At 64.4% G+C, this 20,078-nt stretch carries 18 protein-coding genes; 8 read left to right on the top strand and 10 right to left on the bottom strand.

The features are described 5' to 3' along the window. Positions 1-119: 119 nt before the first annotated feature. Both bmt and AAFN55_RS15315 read right to left on the bottom strand, forming a co-directional pair. Positions 120-1,136, bottom strand: coding sequence for a betaine--homocysteine S-methyltransferase (gene bmt, locus AAFN55_RS15320; protein ID WP_347799693.1), 1,017 nt, complete (start codon positions 1,134-1,136; stop codon positions 120-122). 80 nt (positions 1,137-1,216) lie between these two features. Beyond that, positions 1,217-2,053, bottom strand: a complete 837-nt coding sequence (locus AAFN55_RS15315; RefSeq protein ID WP_347799692.1) for a helix-turn-helix transcriptional regulator — start codon at positions 2,051-2,053, stop codon at positions 1,217-1,219. Between the two features lie 155 nt (positions 2,054-2,208). Here AAFN55_RS15315 and AAFN55_RS15310 point away from each other — a divergent pair, with 155 nt between their 5' ends. The 3 genes from AAFN55_RS15310 to AAFN55_RS15300 all read left to right on the top strand — a co-directional run bounded on the left by AAFN55_RS15310 (position 2,209) and on the right by AAFN55_RS15300 (position 5,163). Beyond that, entirely contained in the window at positions 2,209-3,240 is a 1,032-nt protein-coding gene (locus tag AAFN55_RS15310) for a fatty acid desaturase (protein WP_347799691.1), read from the top strand. A 46-nt stretch (positions 3,241-3,286) separates the two neighbouring features. Then, entirely contained in the window at positions 3,287-4,066 is a 780-nt protein-coding gene (locus AAFN55_RS15305) for a PhnD/SsuA/transferrin family substrate-binding protein (RefSeq protein ID WP_347799690.1), read from the top strand. A 137-nt stretch (positions 4,067-4,203) separates the two neighbouring features. After that, positions 4,204-5,163, top strand: coding sequence for a bile acid:sodium symporter family protein (locus AAFN55_RS15300; RefSeq protein WP_347799689.1), 960 nt, complete (start codon positions 4,204-4,206; stop codon positions 5,161-5,163). 46 nt (positions 5,164-5,209) lie between these two features. On the opposite strand, the gene AAFN55_RS15295 is transcribed toward AAFN55_RS15300, so the two are convergent. Both AAFN55_RS15295 and AAFN55_RS15290 read right to left on the bottom strand, forming a co-directional pair. Then, complete coding sequence (locus AAFN55_RS15295; protein ID WP_347799688.1) at positions 5,210-7,777, bottom strand: FAD-dependent oxidoreductase; 2,568 nt, start codon at positions 7,775-7,777, stop codon at positions 5,210-5,212. A 30-nt stretch (positions 7,778-7,807) separates the two neighbouring features. Beyond that, positions 7,808-9,385, bottom strand: coding sequence for a trimethylamine methyltransferase family protein (locus AAFN55_RS15290; RefSeq protein WP_347799687.1), 1,578 nt, complete (start codon positions 9,383-9,385; stop codon positions 7,808-7,810). Positions 9,386-9,575: 190 nt separating this feature from the next. Between AAFN55_RS15290 and AAFN55_RS15285 the strand changes: the two genes are divergently transcribed. Together AAFN55_RS15285 and AAFN55_RS15280 are read left to right on the top strand one after the other, a co-directional pair. Beyond that, a complete protein-coding gene (locus AAFN55_RS15285; protein WP_347799686.1) occupies positions 9,576-10,742 on the top strand; it encodes an MFS transporter in 1,167 nt (388 codons plus the stop codon). A 206-nt stretch (positions 10,743-10,948) separates the two neighbouring features. Continuing rightward, entirely contained in the window at positions 10,949-12,325 is a 1,377-nt protein-coding gene (locus tag AAFN55_RS15280; RefSeq protein ID WP_347799685.1) for an aspartate aminotransferase family protein, read from the top strand. 44 nt (positions 12,326-12,369) lie between these two features. On the opposite strand, the gene AAFN55_RS15275 is transcribed toward AAFN55_RS15280, so the two are convergent. Then, on the bottom strand, positions 12,370-12,747 hold the full coding sequence (locus AAFN55_RS15275; RefSeq protein WP_347799684.1) for a rhodanese-like domain-containing protein: 378 nt from the start codon (positions 12,745-12,747) through the stop codon (positions 12,370-12,372). Positions 12,748-12,836: 89 nt separating this feature from the next. On the opposite strand from AAFN55_RS15275, the gene AAFN55_RS15270 reads away from it, so the two are divergent. Both AAFN55_RS15270 and AAFN55_RS15265 read left to right on the top strand, forming a co-directional pair. Continuing rightward, positions 12,837-13,244 carry a carboxymuconolactone decarboxylase family protein gene (locus AAFN55_RS15270; RefSeq protein ID WP_347799683.1) on the top strand — a complete coding sequence of 136 codons (408 nt, stop codon included), beginning with the start codon at positions 12,837-12,839 and terminating at the stop codon, positions 13,242-13,244. Positions 13,245-13,331: 87 nt separating this feature from the next. Beyond that, positions 13,332-13,697 carry a hypothetical protein gene (locus AAFN55_RS15265; RefSeq protein ID WP_347799682.1) on the top strand — a complete coding sequence of 122 codons (366 nt, stop codon included), beginning with the start codon at positions 13,332-13,334 and terminating at the stop codon, positions 13,695-13,697. Between the two features lie 298 nt (positions 13,698-13,995). On the opposite strand, the gene mmsB is transcribed toward AAFN55_RS15265, so the two are convergent. Together mmsB and AAFN55_RS15255 are read right to left on the bottom strand one after the other, a co-directional pair. Then, a complete protein-coding gene (gene mmsB / locus AAFN55_RS15260; RefSeq protein ID WP_347799681.1) occupies positions 13,996-14,880 on the bottom strand; it encodes a 3-hydroxyisobutyrate dehydrogenase in 885 nt (294 codons plus the stop codon). A gap of 131 nt (positions 14,881-15,011) precedes the next feature. Beyond that, on the bottom strand, positions 15,012-16,178 hold the full coding sequence (locus AAFN55_RS15255) for an isobutyryl-CoA dehydrogenase (protein ID WP_347799680.1): 1,167 nt from the start codon (positions 16,176-16,178) through the stop codon (positions 15,012-15,014). A 181-nt stretch (positions 16,179-16,359) separates the two neighbouring features. Between AAFN55_RS15255 and AAFN55_RS15250 the strand changes: the two genes are divergently transcribed. Beyond that, positions 16,360-17,829 carry a cobyric acid synthase gene (locus AAFN55_RS15250; protein ID WP_347799679.1) on the top strand — a complete coding sequence of 490 codons (1,470 nt, stop codon included), beginning with the start codon at positions 16,360-16,362 and terminating at the stop codon, positions 17,827-17,829. Positions 17,830-17,831: 2 nt separating this feature from the next. Here AAFN55_RS15250 and AAFN55_RS15245 read toward each other — a convergent pair whose 3' ends face one another. From AAFN55_RS15245 to AAFN55_RS15235, 3 genes are all read right to left on the bottom strand, one after another. Further along, complete coding sequence (locus tag AAFN55_RS15245) at positions 17,832-18,251, bottom strand: VOC family protein (RefSeq protein WP_347799678.1); 420 nt, start codon at positions 18,249-18,251, stop codon at positions 17,832-17,834. A 78-nt stretch (positions 18,252-18,329) separates the two neighbouring features. Beyond that, entirely contained in the window at positions 18,330-19,184 is an 855-nt protein-coding gene (locus AAFN55_RS15240) for an AraC family transcriptional regulator (RefSeq protein ID WP_347799677.1), read from the bottom strand. 58 nt (positions 19,185-19,242) lie between these two features. Then, positions 19,243-19,998 carry a TSUP family transporter gene (locus tag AAFN55_RS15235; protein ID WP_347799676.1) on the bottom strand — a complete coding sequence of 252 codons (756 nt, stop codon included), beginning with the start codon at positions 19,996-19,998 and terminating at the stop codon, positions 19,243-19,245. Positions 19,999-20,078: the final 80 nt, after the last annotated feature.

Here is a 20,078-nt window from a genome sequence, read left to right as displayed (position 1 = left end):
CCTTCGAGAGGTCCACTGGACCTCTCTCTCTCTCTCCGCCCGAAGGCGGACCGGGAGCTCACCGTTCGTCGTTCAAAAAGCCAAATCTTTGGCTTTTTGTTGCCTTCGGCAACCACTCCTCACCGTGCGCGGCGGCGTTCGCGGCGCGCGCCGTCGCCTTCGACCGCGCCGCTCTGGTTCGCCTGCTTGTTGCGCAACGGCCCGATGCGGGTGACGACGTCTTCGACCGATGGGCGCGAACCTTTGGTGTGCGCGTCGATTGCCTTGCGCATGGCGGCAAGGTGTTCGAACGACGTGCCGCAGCAGCCGCCGACGATTTTTGCGCCGCCGTCGATCGCGAGGCGGGCATAGTCGGCCATCAGGTCCGGCGTGCCGGAATAGTGGATCTCGGTCCCGCGAAATTCGGGAATGCCGCAATTGCCCTTCACGATGATGGTCGCGTCCGGCTTTGCCTCGCTCATGTCGAGCAGGGAGGCGAGAATGTCGGATGCGCCCACGCCGCAATTGGCGCCGACACCGACCGGCGCTTGTGCAAGGCCATCCACCGCGTCGTGGATGTGCTTGGGTGCAAGGCCCATCATCGTGCGGCCGGCCGTGTCGAACGAACCCGTATAGGTGTAGGGCAGGCCGACCTTGATTGCGGCTTCGGCCGCTGCGCGGATTTCGTCGGGCGCAGACATAGTCTCGATCCAGGCGACTTCGGCGCCGCCTGCCTTCAAGCCCTCGATCTGCTCGACGAAGGCTGCGACCGCCTCGTCATAGGTCATCGCGCCCAATGGCTGGAGCAGTTCGCCCGTCGGCCCGACCGAGCCGGCGACGATGACCTTGCGGTCCGCCTTGTCGGCGACGGAGCGCGCGATCTCGGCGGCGCGCCTGTTGATCTCGTGGACGCGATCCTGTGCGTGATGCAGTTTCAGACGATGGCGCGTTCCACCGAACGAGTTGGTGAGGATGATGTCCGCGCCGGCATCGACGAAACCCTGATGCAGCGCGACGATCTTTTCGGGTGCGGATTCGTTCCAGATTTCCGGTGCTTCGCCTGCTTCCAGACCCAATGCGAACAGGTTGGTGCCCGTGGCGCCATCGGCCAGAAGGACGCCTTTCTCGGCGATCAACGCGTCGATCGGATTGGTCATCGGAGTTCGCTTTCGGCAGGAGCGGAGTTTGGATAATCATATAAAGAAATCTTTATATGAGGTCAATATCTCCGAATTGGTCACTCCGTCGGGAGTGTTCGCGCGAATTGTGCGGACTCGTGCGCGTTGATTTCCGCTGCCCTGATCAGATTGTCGAAATGACGGGTGAGGGTGCGCACCGGCTGGGCCGCGTTGAGAACGACATACATGTCGCCGACATAGATCGCCGCGCGAAGCTGGCCGAAGATCGTGTAGGGCACGGAGTATCGCTGCCGGCCGTCATAGAGATAGAGCCGGAAGCTCGGATAAAGGTCCTCCAGCAGCGTCGCCATGTGCCGAAGCTGGTCGGCGCGGGCGGCCGCGTCGAAGCCGGACCAGACGCCCAGGCCGCGCGCGAAGATTTCCAGCGTGTGACGCGGCATGCAGACCTCCATATCGGTCTCGGGCCTGCGGCTGTAGTCGATCCGGAACTGGACATCACCAAGCTGCGTGCCTGGATCGCGCCGGGTGATCCCCGCCTCATATTCGATCAGGGCGTCGGTGCGCAGAAGATCGGGGATGCCTGCAGGCACGTAGCGGACCTTGGCGCCGGCAGCTTCCGCGTACCATTTCGCCAAAAGCGTGCGATCGAAACCGCCGGCACCTTCCTCGATCTCGAGGCTGCCGCGGATCTCGCTCGCCAGCCCCTCGTCCTCGCTGACGCCCAGCAGCCAATCCAGCGAAACCTTGTGTTCGCTGGCGATGTTCAGGAGCGTTTCGGCGCGGGGGAGGCGGGTCGCCGAGCCCGACAGAAGCTGCGACAGCGCGGACCTGTCGATGCCGACCCCGGCCGCGAATGCCGACTGGTTCGCGCCGGAGCGAATCACAAGCGTGGTGAGACGCTTGCGAAACGTTTCCGCGAGATCGCGCTTGTCCATAGCTTAACGTCCCAAATGTTGACTGTTGTAAACAAGTGTCGATATTGAGTTTCAATGTCAACACTTCGTGCGCGTTCTCGCATTGCAGCATAGCGACGCTCCTGACACCATCCTGTCAGGAATCGGGGGATTCCGTCTGATTTGGGCTGGTGACCATGAGCAATGCTGACAGGCGCGCGAATGCGCCACGAACGGGGGAGCGCGGGGGCGCTCTGCGGGTGGAGTGGCCGACGGTCGCTCTCATCGCGGCATGCTACGGCGTCTGGGGGGCGTGCGGGCTCATGATCTGGCCGGAATGGCCTGTTCTGGCTCTCGCGATCCTGACGCTGACGATCGCGCTTCAGTCTTCCTTGATGCATGAAGCGTCGCATGGGCATCCCACCCGTAGCTCCCGCCTCAACGAGTTTCTGGTCGGCCTGCCGATCGGCCTAGTCTTTCCCTATCGGCGCTTCAAGTCGCTGCATTTGCGCCATCACGCGGATGAGCGGCTGACCGACCCGTTCGACGACCCTGAAAGCTATTATCGCGCCTTCTGGCAGCACGAGGAACTGCCGTCATGGTTGCGCGCGCTGCTGCGCGTGAACAATACGATGGCCGGGCGTTTCGTCATAGGGCCGGCGATTTCGAATGTCGGGTTCCTGCTCACCGACGGAAAGCTGCTCGCGGAGGGCGACAGGCCGGCGCTTCGCGCCTGGATGCACCATCTCGCCGGGCTTGCAGTGGTGATACCCATCGTCCTGATCGTCTTCGACATGTCGCTGATCGCCTATCTCGTTCCGGTCTATCTCGGACAATCGATCATCGCGATCCGCACCTTTGCCGAGCATCAGTGGTCGGAGCGGCCGGACGGGCGGACGATCATCGTCGAGCGTTCGCCGCTGGCGCTCCTGTTCCTCAACAACAATCTCCATCTCGTACATCACAAGATGCCGACGGTCGCCTGGTATCGCCTGCCGTCGCTGTTTCGCGAACGACGTGCCGAATGGCTGGCGATGAATGACGGCTATTCCTATCCGAGCTATTTCGCGCTTCTCAGGGATTTCGCCTTCAGGGCGAAGGAGCCGGTGGTGCACCCATTCCTGCGCCGCGCGCCGGAGCCGGGCAGGGCGTTCAAGCCACGCGTACGCGCGCGCAACGTCAACGGTCTCGGCACGTCGCCGGTGCCGGCCGAGCCGTCCAAGGAATAGCGCCTTGCGGCTTGCAAGCCTCGTCGCGACATCCCAGTAAGGCGTCATGAGCGACTTCATAGCTGCACTGCCGATGTATGACTGGCCGGAGACGCGTGGCCATGTCGATGCACAGTGGGAGACGATCCGCGCCGTACTGCGCGGGCAGGGTCTCGACGCGCCCGAGCATCTGACGCGCCGGAATGCCGACATGCCTGCCGTGCCGGGCGGCATACGCGATGCCGCCGGCATCGTGATCGCGCCGGACCCGGCGACATTGCCGCCCGACGCGCTCGACCTTCAAACCTTGTGGCGGCATCCGAAACTGCTTTTTGGGCAGGCCTGCTGGGGGCCGATGCAGACGACGGGCCTGTCGGATCAGGTGCGCGTGATCGGCCAGCCGGATTATTCGGACGTGGAAGGCGGGCAAGGCGAGTTTTATTCGAGCGCGATCCTGGTCCGGCGTGACGGCGTTGTCGCGGATGTCGCCGCGCCCGGCGACGGCAGCGCTTCGATACCGCTCGACCGGCTGCGCGGAAAGCGCTTCGCCTTCAACAGCGAGGATTCGATGTCCGGCATCATCGCGCTGTCGCGCGATCTGGAGGCGATGGGCGAGGGGATTTCGATTGTCGCAGAGCGCATCGAGACTGGCGGCCACCGCGCGTCCATTCGGCATGTGGCAGGCGGCCTGGCCGATGTCTGCGCGGTCGACTGCCGGAGCTGGGCGATGGCGCAGCTTCATGAGCCTGCGGCGCGGGACTTGTGCGTCGTCGGCTGGACCGGAAGGCGACCGGGTCTGCCCTACATTTCGGCGCTCGGCATGCCGCCATTCCTGTTTCAGGGGTGACCAAATGACGTTGCGGCACCTTTCGCTGGCCTAACCGACAGGCTGGCGGATCGGCGATTGCGCCCTTGTCATCGGGGTTTTCGCGGGCAAGAAGACCACGCACCGCCTCCCAAGGCAGCAATACGAGGTCTTTGTCCGTGAACATTCTCTTTCGCATCTCCGATCTGGCCGGCCGCACCTTCGCCGTCTGGGTCATCGTCTTCGCCGCTCTCGGCTTCTTTCTCCCGGCGGTCTTCAGCGGCTTTGCGCCGTGGATCGTTGTCCTGCTCGGCATCATCATGTTCGGCATGGGCCTGACGATCTCCGCCAAGGATTTCGCCGAGGTGGCCAGGCGCCCGTTCGACGTCTCGATCGGCGTGCTCTCGCAGTTCATCGTCATGCCGCTTCTCGCCGTGCTTTTGACCCGCCTGATCCCGATGCCGCCGGAAGTCGCGGCGGGCGTCATCCTCGTCGGCTGCTGCCCCGGCGGCACCGCAAGCAATGTGATGACCTACCTGTCGAAGGGCGACGTGGCGCTCAGCGTCGCCTGCACCAGCGTGACGACGCTTCTCGCGCCGGTCGTGACGCCCTTCCTGGTCTGGATGTTCGCAAGCCAGTATCTGCCCGTCGATGCCATGAGCATGTTCCTGAGCATCGTGCAGGTCATCCTCATCCCGCTTGCGCTTGGCTTCATCCTCCAGAAGATCGCGCCGGGACTGGTCAAGGCATCGCTGCCGGTGCTGCCGCTCGTCAGCGTGATCGGCATCGTGCTGATCGTCGCGGCTGTGGTGGCCGTCAACAAGGCGGCAATCGCGGAATCAGGCCTGCTGATCTTCGCGGTGGTGGTGCTGCACAATGGTTTCGGGCTGTTGCTCGGCTATTTCGCCGCGCGGGCCGCAGGCCTGTCGCTCGCCAAGCGAAAGGCGATCTCGATCGAGGTCGGCATGCAGAACAGCGGGCTTGGCGCCGCACTCGCGAACGCGCACTTTTCGCCGCTCGCAGCGGTTCCCAGCGCGGTCTTCAGCGTCTGGCACAATGTTTCCGGCGCGCTGATCGCGAGCTATTTCGCACGCATGGATGATCCGGACGCAGAGCGTCAGGATTTGTCGGCGAAGTAGTTGGTACGGGCCGGGCACGCTGGCGTGCCCGGCCTCGCCTCTGCTGCTAGCCGCGCATCTTCTCGCCTGTCGGGTCGAACAGCGGCTCGACATTGATGCGGGCAGGGCGGCGATGGCCGAGGATTTCGATCTCGAACATGCCGTCGGTATCGTTGTCGGCAAGTGCTGCCGGCACATAGCCCTGCGCCATCGACTGGCCGACATAGTGGGCGAAGCCGCCTGACGTCACCCAGCCCACGACCGACCAGTTGCCGTCATGCAGCCCGCGCACGGCAGACGCACCGGTTGCAGCGCTCGACTCGCGAACCTCCGCCCCGGTCGGGTCGAAACGCGGTGCGCCGAAATCGTGCGTCTTGCCGACAGTGCCGTAATCGGTCCCGTTCACCTTCGCCCAGATCGGCTCGTCGCCCATCACGTCGGCGTCGAGCGCATCGACCATGAAGGACACGCGGCGCAGCTTCGGGCCTTCCGCATGTTCTTTCGCGGCGGCCTCGCGGCCGATGAAGTCATTCTTCTCCAGCTTGATGAAGCGGTCCATGCCGCCTTCATAGGGGCCATAGATCGGCCGCAACTCGCGGAACCAGGTCGGGAAGTTCTTTTCGAGACGCATCGACAGAAGCGCGCGCATGCCGAAATCGACGATGCCGAATGCTTCGCCCGCCTCCTTGATCGCGGCGTAGACGAGGCGCTCATAAGCGGGCTGCATCCAGATCTCGTAGCCGAGATCGCCGGTATAGGTGATGCGGTTGACGATGCAAGGCGCGCCGCCGACGGCCATCTCGCGATAGTCCATGAAGCGGAACGCCTTGGTCGACACATCGATGTCGACCAGCTTCTGGAGCAGTTCCTGCGCCTTTGGGCCCGCGATGGAGAGGCCGACCAGCGTCTGGTCAAAGCGGTGGATGCGGACGTCCTTGGGCTGGTGCGCCTCGAACCAGCGCATGTGGTATTTCGCGGCCGCCGACGAACCCCAGATCATGAAACGCTCGTCAGCAGCCTTTGCGATCGTGAAATCGCCGATGAGCTTGCCGAATTCGTTCAGCATCGGCGTCAGCACAATGCGGCCGGTCCTGGGCATGCGGTTGGTCATCAACCGGTTGAGGAAATCCTCCGCGCCGGCGCCGCTCACCTCATATTTGGCGAAGTTGGCGATTTCGGTGATGCCGACACGCTCGCGGGTGGCGCGGACCTCGTTGCCGACATGCTCGAAATCGTTGGAGCGGTGGAAGGACACCACATCCTTCGGCTCGGTGCCCTCAGGCGCGAACCAGAGCGGCGTCTCCAGTCCCCATGAATCGCCCATGACGGCGTTCTGGGCCAGCATCGTGTCGTAGAGGGGCGTGGTCTGTGCGGGGCGCGCGGCGGGCAGTTCCTCGTTCGGGAAGCGGATCGAGAAGCGGCGCGAATAATTTTCGCGGACCTTCGCATTGGTGTAGCGCAGGCTCGCCCATTCGCCCCAGCGGGCAACGTCCATGCCCCAGACGTCGAAGCCCGGATCGCCGTTGACCATCCAGTTGGACAGCGCCAGCCCCACGCCGCCGCCCTGGCTGAAGCCCGCCATGACAGCGCAGGCGCACCAGAAATTGGTGAGGCCCTGAACCGGGCCGACCAGCGGGTTGCCATCCGGCGCGAAGGTGAAGGGGCCGTTGATGATCTGCTTGATGCCGGCCTTTTCGATACCCGGGAAATGCTTGAAGCCGATCTCCAGCGAGGGCGCGATGCGATCGAGGTCGGGCGCGAGGAGCTCGTGGCCGAAATCCCACGGCGTGTTGACCGGCGACCACGGTTTGCACGCCTTCTCATAGGTGCCGAGCAGGATGCCGTTGCGCTCCTGGCGCGTGTAAATCTCGCCCTTGAAATCGAGCACGCCGACCATCTCGCGGCCGGTTTCCTTGTTGAACGCCTCGACCTCGGGCATCGGCTCGGTCAGCAGGTACATGTGCTCCATGGCGAGCACCGGCAGCTCAACGCCGACCATGCGGCCGATTTCGCGCGCCCACAGACCGCCGCAGTTTACGACGTGCTCGGCCTTCACCACGCCCTGTTCGGTGATGACGTTCCAGGTGCCGTCCGGCTCCTGCGTCAGTTCCTTCACCGGATTGCGCAGCACGATCTCCGCGCCGAGTTTCTTCGCGGCCTTGGAGTAGGCGATGGTCGTGCCGGACGGATCGAGATGGCCTTCGACCGGATCCCACATCGCGCCGACGAAGTTCTTCTCGTCCATCAACGGGAACATCGCCTTGGCTTCCGACGGCGTGATCAGCTCCGTGTCCATGCCGAGATAGCGGCCCTTGGCGTGAGCGAGGCGCAGGAAATCCATGCGCTCGGGCGTATCGGCCATCATCACGCCGCCGGTCAGATGCAGCGAGCAGGACTGGCCGGAAAACTCTTCGAGCTCCTTGTAGAGCTGGACGGTATAGGCCTGCAGCTTGGCGACGTTCGGATCGCCATTGAGCGTGTGGAAGCCGCCGGCCGCGTGCCAGGACGAGCCGGAGGTGAGCTCCGACCGCTCGATGAGCATGACGTCGGTCCAGCCCGCGCGCGCCAGATGATACAGCACCGAACAGCCAACGACGCCACCGCCGATCACAACCGCTTTGACGTGAGATTTCATGAGGATAGGTCCGTAGTTGAAGAGAATGAATCAAAAATCCGTCGGGGCGCCGCCTTCGGCGATGCGCTTGTCGACGAAGGCGTCGAGTTCCTCGCGGATGGCGGGGTCCAGCGGCGGTGCCTCAAAGGTCGCAAGCCGTTCCTTCCAGACGCGGTTGGCCTTTTCCATCGCGGTCGGCGATCCGGCTTCGGCCCAGGTTTCGAAATTGCGCCAGTCCGACAAAATGGGCGCATAAAAAGCGGTCTTGTAACGCGACTGGGTGTGGGGGGTGCCGAAAAAGTGCCCGCCGGGGCCGACATCGCGGATCGCGTCGATCGCGAGCGCGTCTTCCGACAGGTCGAGCGGGGTCAGGAACTCCGCCACCATCTGGAGCATGTCGATGTCGAGGATCGTCTTCTCGTAGGAACAGCGAAGGCCGCCTTCGAGCCAGCCGGCAGCGTGCATCATCATGTTGCCGCCGCCCTGTACCGCGCCCCAGAGCGAGAACACGCTCTCATAGGCGGCCTGCGCGTCGATGGTGTTGGCCGCGCAGGTGTTGGAGGTGCGGTAGGGCAGGTTGTAGCGGCGCGCGAGCTGGCCGCCGACCATCTGCGCCTTCATGTATTCCGGCGTGCCGAAGGCAGGCGCGCCCGACTTCATGTCGACATTCGAGGTGAAGCCGCCATAGGCGACGGGCGCCCCCTTTCGCACCATCTGCGCAAACGCGATGCCGGACAGCGCTTCGGCGTTCTGCTGCACCAGTGCGCCGGCGATCGTGACGGGCGCCATCGCGCCCGAGAGCGTGAAGGGCGTGACGACCACGACCTGGCCCGCCGAAGCCATCTGGATGATGCCTTCCATCATGGGCACGTCGAGCTTCAGCGGCGAATTGGTGTTGATGATCGTGAAGACGGACGGCTCGTTGACGAACTGCTCGCGGGAGACGCCGCGCGCGATGCGAGTGATCTCGATGCCGTCGAGATTGCGCTCCTTGCCGAGCGAGTAGATGTGAAACACCTTGTCGGTGAGCACGGCCAGATCGCGGATGCATTCGAGGTGGCGGATCGAGGGGTGGATGTCGATCGGCTCGACAGGGTAGCCGCCCGTGCAGTTGATGATGTTGTGCATCTGCGCCAGACGCAGGAAGTTGCGGTAGTCTTCCTGATTGCCGGGCCGCCTGCCGTGATCGAGATCCGAGCAGTTGGGCGCTGACGCCATCATCGAGATGATCAGGTTGTCGCCGCCGAAGGTGAGGTTATGGGCCGGATTGCGGGCGTGAAGCGTGAACTGCGACGGGGCGTGGCTCACCAGTTCAAGGATCAGGCCGGGGTCGAAACGCACGCGCTCCGTGCCGTCGCGAACGTCGGCGCCATGATCCTTCATGATCTGGCGTGCGCCGTCATGCAGCACGTCGACGCCGATTTCGGAGAGCACCCGCAGGGAGGTGAGATGGATCGATTCCAGCTCGTCCTCGGACACGATCCGGGTGGGCGTGAACGGTACGCGCAACTGCCGGAAGGGCGGCTGTTCGAAGGCGGCGGAGCCGCCGGCGCGTTTTCCGGCGCGGCCACCACGGCGGGCGCGGTCGGATCCAGCCAGCGCTTCGGCGGGCAATGAAAGGTCTGTCATTCGGGTCACCAGAGTCACACGTGTCGAGGTGCATATTGGACCGGCGAACGTGATGTCATTGACGACGCGGCGACCATGACAACGAGAGAAGCGACATGCGCGAATTCCTGTCTGGACCAGCGGCGCGAAATCACATCATCCAGATCGTGAATTCGCTGGCGTGCGCCTGATGCGCCAAGCATGTCGGGACATGGAGACCACAAGCACCACCGCGACAACGCCAGTTCCATGGCTCGCCATCGGCGCGGTTACCGCGACGGTGTCGGTCTTCGCGATCGCGCAGGGGCTTTCCTACCCGCTCCTGAGCTTCATCCTCAACCGGCAGGGCGTTTCTCCGACGCTGATCGGCCTTTCGGCGGCGATGTCGCCGCTGGGCATGATCGTCTCGTCGTCCTTCGTGCCGTTTATCGTCAAGCGGCTTGGCGGCGTGCGGACGGTGCTTATCTGTTCGATGCTCAGCGCGACGCTCTTTGCGCTGATCGGCGCGACGCAGAATGTGTGGCTGTGGTTTCCACTGCGCTTTCTCGTCGGCATGAGCGTCATTCCGCTCTACGTGCTGAGCGAGGTCTGGATGATCGCCCTGACGCCGCCAAAAGCGCGCGGGCGCTTCATGGGCCTCTACACCTCGATCATCTCGCTCGGCTTCGCGGTCGGTCCGGCGACGCTCGCTGTCGTCGGCACGCAGGGGTGGCCGCCCTTCCTGCTGGGCATTTCGGCGTTTCTGTTCTGCGGCCTGTTCGTGCTCTCGGCCGCTCCGCGATTGCCGAAATTCGAAGAGGACGAGCAGCAGGGAACGGTGCGCCGGTTCCTGCCCGTCGCGCCGACGCTGCTTCTGGCGGTCGTCGTGGCGTCCGCCTTCGAGACCGCGCTTCTGGCGCTACTGCCATCCTACGGGCGATCGCTGGCCATGGACGAGACGCAGATGGCAACGCTTCTGACCGTCTTCATCGTCGGCAATTTTGCGCTGCAGGTGCCGCTGGGGCTCATCGCCGACCGCTGGAGCGCACGCGGCGTCATGATGATCTGCGCGGCGATGACGATCGTCGGTTGCGCCCTGATGCCGGCGGTTCTGGCGACGCCGTTCCAATGGCCCGTCGCCTTCTTCTGGGGCGCGTTCGCCTATGGCATGTACACGATGGCGATCGTCGAACTCGGCCAGCGCTTCACCGGCTCGATGCTCGTTGCGGGCAATGCCGCCTTCGCGCTGATGTGGGGGCTTGGCGGCGTGTCGGGGCCGCCGAGCGCGGGGCTTGCGATGCAGGTGTTCGGGCCGAACGGATTGCCGGCCGTGCTCGGCGTGCTGTGCGCTATTCTGCTCGTGGTCGGTCTGTTGCGCGCACGGGTTCGGGCGACTTGAACCCGCCGCCGTGCCTCGGCTAGACTGCGCGGATGCACGAGGCCAGATTCCTACGGAATGCACGCCAGGTCGCGGTGACGCCGTCGCCGCGCACGCTGCATGCCGAGCTTCTGCGGCTGTGCGCACGCATCGGCTATTCCCCGCATTTCACCGTTTGAATCCGCCACGGCACTTGCCGGATCGATTCAAACGGAGGCGACAAGCCTATGACATACCAGAACTTTTCCCTGAAGCAGCTTCAGGAGATCGATGCCGCGCATCATCTCCACCCGTTCACCGACCACAAGGATCTGCGCAATGCGGGCACCCGCATCATCACGCGCGCGAATGGTCCGTTCATCTACGATTCCGAAGGCAACGAACTTCTCGACGGCATGGCCGGCCTGTGGTGCGTGAATGTCGGCTACGGCCGGCACGAACTTGCCGAGGCCGCCTATGAGCAGATGAAGGAATTGCCGTATTACAATTCCTTCTTCCGGTGCTCGACGCCGACGCCGGTGCTGCTTGCGAAAAAGCTCGCCGAGATCGCGCCCGAGGGCCTGAGCCAGGTGTTCTACGGCTCGTCGGGTTCGGAATCGAACGACACCGCGTTGCGGCTCGTGCGGCACTACTGGGCGCTCGAGGGCAGGCCCGAGAAGAACCTGATCATCTCGCGCAAGATGGCCTATCACGGCTCGACCGTCGCCGGCGCGTCGCTGGGCGGCATGACGGGCATGCATGAGCAGCTTGGCGGTGCGGTGCCGGGCATCGTCCATGTCATGATGCCCTACGCGTTCGAGCTCGCGCTGCCGGGCGAAAGCGAGCATGATTTCGGCATTCGGGCGGCAAAGGCGATCGAGGACGCGATCCTCGATGCAGGCGCCGACAAGGTCGCGGCTTTCATCGGCGAGCCGATCCAGGGGGCGGGCGGCGTCAAGATCCCGCCGGCGAGCTACTGGCCGGAGGTTCAGCGCATCTGCCGCAAATACGACGTCCTCCTGATGCTCGATGAGGTCATCACCGGCTATGGCCGCACGGGCGAGTGGTTCGCGGCGCAGTCGATGGGTATCGAGGCCGACACGATCACGACGGCAAAGGCCCTCACATCGGGCTATCAGCCGTTGTCCGCGCTGTTCGTCGGCGACCGCATCGCCAAGACGATCGTCGACAAGGGCGGTGAGTTCTATCACGGCTACACCTATGCCGGGCACCCCGTGGCCTGCGCGGTGGCGCTGGCAAATCTGGACGTGATCGAGAAGGAGGGGCTGGTCGATCGCGTACGCGAAGAGACGGGCCCGTATTTCCGCAAGGCGCTGACCGAGGCTCTGGCCGACAAGGGGATCGTGGGACAGGTCCGGACGTTCGGCCTGATGGGCGCGATCGAGATCGTGAAGGACAAGGAGACGCGCGAGCGGTTTCCGGGCGAGGGCGCGGCGGCCGTCGTCGTGCGTGACCACGCGATCGCGCAGGGCATGATGCTGCGCGCGACCGGCGACACCATGATCCTGTCGCCGCCCCTGATCTGGACCAAGGAAACGATCGACATGGCGGCCGAGCGCATCGGCAAGGCGCTCGATCTCGCCGAAGCCGATCTGCGCAAATAGTGAGTTGGTCGCCTCTCCGGTTGCAGCCGGGGAGGCGTCCAGCCTCATTTTTCGACGTCACCGCCGCTCTCGGCCCAATCCTTGAACCCGCCGAGATTGTGCACCTCGGTATACCCCATGTCCTTGAGCGTCTTGCCGCTCAGTGCGGAGCGGCCGCCGGATGCGCAATAGACGATGACCGGCCGGTCCTTCGAGAAGGATTTGTCGAAATATTGCGTCTCGTCGTCGGCGCGAAATTCCAGCATGCCGCGGGGTATGTTGATCGCGCCCTTCACCTTGCCGCTGGCCTCTACTTCGGCAGGGTCTCGCACGTCCACGACGAGGGCGTTTTTCTCTCTCATCAGCTTTTGTGCCTGATCGGGCGATATTTTCGGAATAGCGGCGTTTGCCGCAGCCATCATCTCTTTCACGCTTGTCGGCATCGGATTTCCTCCAGTATTGACGATGGCACACTACGCCAGCAGGCGACCCGCTGACAGTCGTAACGATACCGGCCAAAAGGAGTATTCAGATGACGACGCCTCCGATCGTTTCTCCAATCGAGTACGAGGACGCCTCGCCCGAGGTCCGCGCGGTCTATGACGACATCATGCAGACGCGCGGCACCGACTGGATCAACAATTTCTGGAAGGTGCTGGCGCACGATCCGGCCGGGCTCAAACGCACCTGGGAAGACATCAAGCAGGTGATGGGGCCGGGCGCGCTTGATCCGCTCACCAAGGAACTGATCTACATCGCCGTCTCGGCCACGAATGGCTGCGAATACTGCACCTATTCGCATACGGCCTCGGCCCGTGCGAAGGGCATGAGCAACGCGCAGTTGATGGAGCTTCTGGCCGTCGTGGGCATGGCGAACGAGACCAATCGCCTCGCAAACGGCCTGCGCCCGCCCGTTGACCCGCAATTCCAGCCGAAATGAGCGGGTCGAGGGTATCTATACCCTGACGCTCAGGATAGACTCCGCACAGGGTGGAGATACCGGAATTGTCCGGGAACGAGGTTTTGCATGACCAGACGTCCATCCAATAAATCCATCCGCTCGACTGCCACACTCACCGGTGGGCTCATGCTCGCGCCGGCGGTCGCCGCCTTGCGCATGCCGCTGCTCACCGACGAGGCGAACGGCCTCAATCCGTGGCGTGTCGAAACCGTCCGCGCGGTTTCCGAGAAGGCCGCGGCTGTCGTCGAGGGAACGGTGGCGGCGCAGATGTCGCTCGTGCAGTCGGCGTCACGGTTCTGGCTTGAGGTGATGTCCGGGCAGACGCCGTCGCTCTGGAACGGGGTCGCGATGGAGCGTGCGGTTCATGCAGCGCTCAGGCCGTCGAGCAGCAAGGTCAAGACCAACTACAACCGTCTCAGCCGCAAAAGCTGAGGCCCGCGCTTTCTTCGTCGGTAGAAATACAGGCCGATGAGTATGGAAAAACCGCGCTCTCCGGGCGGGGAGAAACGCGGTCTTTGCCAAATATACGCATGGCGTTTCGCGAACTCGATACACTGCGAAACTAACTGCTCCGGTACGCAATACCTGATCCGGAGCGGAGGGCGGTTGCGATCACCGCCTTAAAAACCGTTTTACAGCGACATCGTTACCGCGCGGTTAGCGAGAGCTTAAGCAAGTATGAATCGGGCGATTTTCTGCCGGGCCATGCGCGAAGCGCGCTGACCCAGCGTCAGGACACGTCGCCGCGCAGAAAGCGGACGATGCCGGAAAAATCCGTTCCGCCGTGGCCCATGGCGTTGAAAAGCGCGTAGAGCTGGGCGGCTTCGGCCCCCAATGGCGTGACCGCGCCGGCGCTCTGGGCCGCTTCCTGCGCGAGCTTCAAATCCTTCAGCATGAGTGCGGCGGCGAAGCCCGGTTTGTAGTCGCGGTTGGCGGGTGACGTCGGCACGGGGCCTGGCACCGGGCAGTAGGTGGTGAGCGACCAGCACTGTCCGGACGAGGTGGACGCGACGTCGAACAGCGCCTGATGCGAGAGACCGAGCTTTTCGGCGAGAACGAAGGCTTCGCCGACGCCGATCATCGAGATGCCGAGGATCATGTTGTTGCAGATCTTGGCTGCCTGTCCCGCGCCGCCATCGCCGCAATGCACGATCTTGCCGGCCATCGGCTGGAGGATCGGCTCTGCCCTCGCGAAGGCGTCCGGCGAGCCGCCTGCCATGAAGGTCAAGGTGCCGGCTTCCGCGCCGCCGACGCCGCCCGATACCGGCGCATCGATGGAGAGCATGCCGGCCGCCGAGGCGATCGCATGCGCCTTGCGGGCGGAATCGACGTCGATGGTCGATGAATCGATGAACAGCGTGCCCTTCGCCGCCGTGGACGCGATGTCCTCATAGACCGACAGGACGTGCTTGCCGGCGGGCAGCATGGTGATGACGACATCCGCGTCCTTGGCCGCAGCAGCGGCATTCGCCATGACGGTGACGCCGTTTTCGCCGGCGATCTTCAGGTTTTCCGGCATCAGGTCGAAGCCGTGCACGGTGTGGCCGGCCTTGACCAGATTGGCGGCCATGGGATTGCCCATATTGCCGAGGCCGATGAATGCGATTGTCGTCATGGTGGGTTCCTCCGGGGTAGGGCAGTAGGGGAGTAAGGCAGTAAGGGAGTAAGGCAGTAGGGATGAAGTTCGGTCGTCTGCTTCGATGGTCGAAAGAGGAATCCAGCGATTCCCCCTACTGCCCTATTCCCCTAACGCCCGATCAGATGCCGCGCGATGATGACCCGCATGATCTCGTTGGTGCCTTCGAGAATCTGGTGGACCCGCAGGTCGCGCACGAGTTTCTCGACGCCGTATTCATGCAGATAGCCGTAGCCGCCATGGACCTGGAGCGCGTCGTTGGCGATGTCGAAACAGGTGTCGGTGACGAAGCGCTTGGCCATGGCCGACCATTTCGACGCGTCGGGCGATTTCCGGTCGAGCCTGGACGCGGCTGCATAGAGCATGACGCGGGATGCCTGAAGGTTGGTTTCCATGTCAGCCAGCTTGAACTGCAGCGCCTGGAACTGGTCGATCGTCTTGCCGAATGCCTGGCGCTCGCCCGCATAGGCCAGCGCCTTGTCGAGCGCCGATTGCGCGCCGCCGAGCGAGCAGGCGGCGATGTTGAGGCGGCCGCCGTCGAGGCCGGCCATGGCGATGCGGAAGCCCGCGCCTTCGCCCGAGAGGACATTTTCGGCAGGCACCTTGCAGTCCTCGAAGATGACCTGACGGGTTGGCTGCATGTGCCAGCCCATCTTGCTTTCGCTCGGTCCGAAAGACAGGCCCGGCGCGTCCTTCGGGATCACTATGGTCGAGATGCCCTTGGGGCCGTCCTCGCCGGTGCGGACCATCACGACGTAGAGGTCGGACTCGCCCGCACCCGAGATGAACTGCTTGGTCCCGCTCAGGACGTAATGGTCGCCGGAACGGACCGCCTTTGCGCGCAACGCGGCAGCGTCGGAGCCGGAGCCGGGTTCGGTCAGCGCGTAGCTCGCCAGCCATTCCATCGACGTCATCTTGGGCAGGAAGCGCTGGCGCTGCTCGTCCGAGCCGAACATGTCGATCATCCAGGCCGACATGTTGTGGATCGAGATCATCGACGAAAAGCCGGGACAGGCGGCGGCCAGCGCCTCGAAGATCAGCACCGCGTCGAGGCGGCCGAGGCCGGACCCGCCGACATCCTCGCGGATGTAGATGCCGCCGAAGCCGAGCTGCCCGGTCTCGCGGATGACGCTGGAGGGGAAGAAGCGCTCCTTGTCCCAGTCGAGCGCATAGGGCGCGACGCGGTCGGCGGCGAAGCCCGCCGTCATCTCCTGTATCGCGCGCTGGTCTTCGTTCAAGTCGAACTGGTTTGCGGTCGCATCGACAGCAGCGTCCATGGCATCCTCCCTGAACGGCCCTTGGCCTTCTTGTTTTCGCTTGTGCGTGATCTGCAATCTAGACCATTGAGGCAGGCGTGCAATGCGCCGGCCCGCAAAGGCGCTGTGCGCAGGTGCGATAACGGAAAGTGCGTGATGTGAACAACGAAGCATACTGTCTTCACCGCAAAGGCGCCTGCCGGTGACGCGCGCGCTCATGCTGCAAGGGACCGGCTCCGATGTCGGCAAGACGGTTCTGGTGGCCGGGCTGTGCCGCGTGGCGCGCAATCGCGGGCTGTCCGTGCGGCCTTTCAAGCCGCAGAACATGTCCAACAATGCCGCCGTGGCCGACATTCCGGGCGAGGCGATGGGGGGCGAGATCGGGCGGGCGCAATGGCTTCAGGCGCTGGCCTGTGGCGTGCCGCCGAGCGTGCACATGAACCCGGTTCTCCTGAAGCCGCAATCGGATGTGGGTGCGCAGGTCGTCGTGCAGGGCAAAATGCGCGGCGAAGCGCAAGCGCGCGACTACCAGACGCGCAAGGCCGAACTCATGGATGCTGTCATGGATTCGTGGACGCGGCTGAAGGACGGCGCAGACCTGATCATCGTCGAAGGCGCGGGATCGCCGGCGGAAATCAATTTGCGCGACCGTGACATCGCCAATATGGGCTTCGCCACGAAGGCCGACGTGCCCGTCGTGCTCGTCGGCGACATCGACAGGGGCGGGGTGATCGCGGCGGTCGCGGGCACGCATCTGATCTTGCCGGAGGACGACCGGCGCATGATCGCGGGCTATCTGATCAACAAGTTCCGCGGTGATCTGAGCCTCTTTGACGACGGGCTTGAAGCCATCACGCGCTTTACCGGGTGGCGGTCCTTCGGCGTGGTGCCGTGGCTGCGCGAGGCGGCGTTGCTGCCGTCGGAGGATTCGGTCGTGCTCGAACGCGCGGTGAGCGAGGCGGGGCCGGCCTGCAAGGTAGCGGTTCCGATGCTGTCGCGCATCGCGAATTTTGACGATCTCGATCCGCTGCGGGCCGAAGCCGGCGTCGATGTCGTGTTCGTGCCGCCGGGCCGGCCCTTGCCGGCGGACGCGTCGCTCGTCGTCATTCCCGGCTCGAAGGCGACGATCGCCGACCTCGCGATGTTCCGCGACAATGGATGGGATCGCGATCTGGCCGCGCATCGGCGGCGGGGAGGCCGCGTCGTCGGCATCTGCGGCGGCTACCAGATGCTCGGCCGCGTCGTGCGCGATCCGCATGGCGTCGAGGGGACGGTTCGCGAGGCGGACGGGCTCGGCATGCTCGACGTGGAGACCGTGCTGGAACCGGACAAGACGGTGCGCAACGTCGCCGCGCGTTCGCTCGTCTTCGACGAGGACATGTCCGGCTACGAAATCCACCTCGGGCGGACGACGGGAACGGATACGCTGCGACCGGTCCTGACGATCGACGGTGTGCCCGACGGCGCGTCGTCGCCGGACGGGCGCGTCTGGGGCACGTATCTTCACGGCGCGTTTGGTGCCGACGGGTTTCGGCGGCGGTTTCTGGCCGATCTCGGGCTCGCCACCGGCGGCGGCAATTACCGCCAGGGTGTCGAGACCGCGCTCGACGCCATCGCCGAGCATCTGGAACGCCATCTCGATGTGGATGCGCTGTTGGCCGCGGCGCGATAGCGTCAGCAGTTCGCCTTCGGCCAGTAGGTGCCGAACGTCCAGATGTTGCCTTCGGGATCGCGGCAGATGAATTCGCGGCTGCCATAGTCGCGATCGGTCAGCCCCTGTTCGATCGTCGCGCCGGCTTTGGTGGCTCGATCGAAGAGCGCATCGACCTCCTCGACGGCGATGTAGAGCGACTTGCCGGCCGGCTCGCCCGGCTGTCCGACCATCGCGCCGAAGGCGTCGTCGGCGGTGTCGCCGCACATGATCATGGATGACCCGAGTGCGAGTTCCGCGTGGCCCACGCCGCCGTCCGGGCGGTCGTAGCGGGCATGGACCGCGAAGCCGAAGGCCTTGACGAGAAAGTCGATCATCCGCGCGGCATCGCGGAAGCGGAATGTCGGATAGATGCGTGGGGGTTCGATGCTCGTGGCGGTCATGATTGTCTCCGTTGTCTGGTCCAGAGACGCAGGATGCCGCGTTTTCGGTGCGCTGGATTGAAGGAATGTAACCTTCGATCAGGCCGCGACGGCGAGCCACGCCGCAGGCGTCGAACCGGAGAATTCGCGAAATTCGCGCACCAGATGGGCCTGGTCCGCATAGCCGCATGCGGCGGCGATATCGGCCCAGCCGTTCTCGCGCCGGGACACGGCCAAAGTCTGGGCACGGCTGAACCGTGCGATGCGCGCGACCTGCTTGGGCGGAAGCCCGATTTCCTGCCTGAACCGCGCGGCCAGATGTTTGCGGCTCCAGTCGAGTTTTGTGGCGAGCGCTTCCACCGATATCCGGCCGCCGCTGGCGACGATGGTCTGGTAGGCCCAGTTCGTGGCGGGGTTGGCCGCCGGCGCCTCGCGCAGTCGGAGCGTGAGGAATGCTGCGGCGAGATCGAACCGTCGGTTCCAGTCCGGCTCGTTGCCCAGCCGTTCGCGCAGACGCGCCAGCGGGCGGTCGTTCACATCATCGAGAACGAGCATGCGTTCCGTCAGTTCGCTCATCGGCAGGCCGAAGAACAAGCGGGCGCCGAGCGGCGTCAGGGTGAATTCGAGGCAGGAGCAGCCGCCGGCGGAGCGGATGTTGACCGGTTTCAGGCACAGGCCGGAGGTGAAGCTTTGATACGCATCCGACTTGCCCGGCTCGCGCCCGAGCGCGATTTCGAACGGCTCCGCGAAGCCGATCAGCACCGGCACGACCAGAGAGGCAATCTCGACCTGCCGGATCGGCGCGCCGGAGCGTTCGCGGTAAAGCGCGATGTCATGAACGAGGTGGGAAAGACCGGCCGGTGCCGGCACCTTCATCAGTTCGAACGTCTCCGTGGCGACGATCGTCGCGCCCGGGCGGGCGGGCCTGTCGGGGAGGGGACGTTCGGGTCTCATCGGCGCAGATTAGCGCAAAGCGCGGACCGGCAGAAGTCCCGCGGCTTCCAACCGCACCTCAGGTCCAGAGCAGCCTTGCCGCCAACACCAGGCAGGTGCAGACCAGCAGCGGCTTGATGATGCGCGCGCCCCTCTTCATCGCCACGCCCGCGCCGATGCGCGCGCCGATGAACTGGCAGATGCCCATCATCAGGCCGATGCGCCAGGAAACGGCGCCGACCGCCGCGAAGGCGGCGAAACCGCCGAGGTTCGAGGCAAGATTGAGCAGTTTGGTGTGGGCCGTCGCCTTGAGCACCCCGTAGCCCGCGAGAGCGACGAAGGCGAGCATGAAGAACGAGCCGGCGCCCGGCCCGAAGACGCCGTCATAGAAGCCGATCATCGGCACGACAGTCATGCCGAAGACGAAGGGCGTGATGCGCCGCGCCCGGTCGACGTCGTTCATGTTCGGCTTGAAGGCGAAGTAAAGCGCGATCGCGACGAGCATCGGAGGAAGCATCGCGTTCAGCCATTCGCCCGGCAGCACCGTTGCCACAGCGGCTCCAGCGACCGCGCCGAGGAACGACAGGATGGCCGACGGCAATTGCGTTTTCAGATCGACATGGCCCTTCGAGGCGTAGGCGATCGTTGCGGATGTCGCGCCGAAGATGCTCTGAAGCTTGTTCGTCCCGAGCGCTTCGACCGGGGCGAAACCGGCGAGCAGCAGGGCCGGGATCGTGATCAGCCCGCCGCCGCCCGCAATCGAATCGATGAAGCCTGCGAGAAACGCGGCTGCGGCAAGCAGAAGGACAATCTCGATGGCAAGGTCGGGGAACATTGGGGGGCCTGCAGAACTGGAAACCGCTTGCATCACACGTGATGACGTTTCGCAAGCGGGAACTCGTTCCGTGAAAACTG

This window comes from Mesorhizobium sp. CAU 1732 (assembly GCF_039888675.1).
Classification (GTDB): Bacteria; Pseudomonadota; Alphaproteobacteria; order Rhizobiales; family Rhizobiaceae; genus Aerobium.
This window is presented reverse-complemented; position numbering and strand designations above follow the sequence as displayed.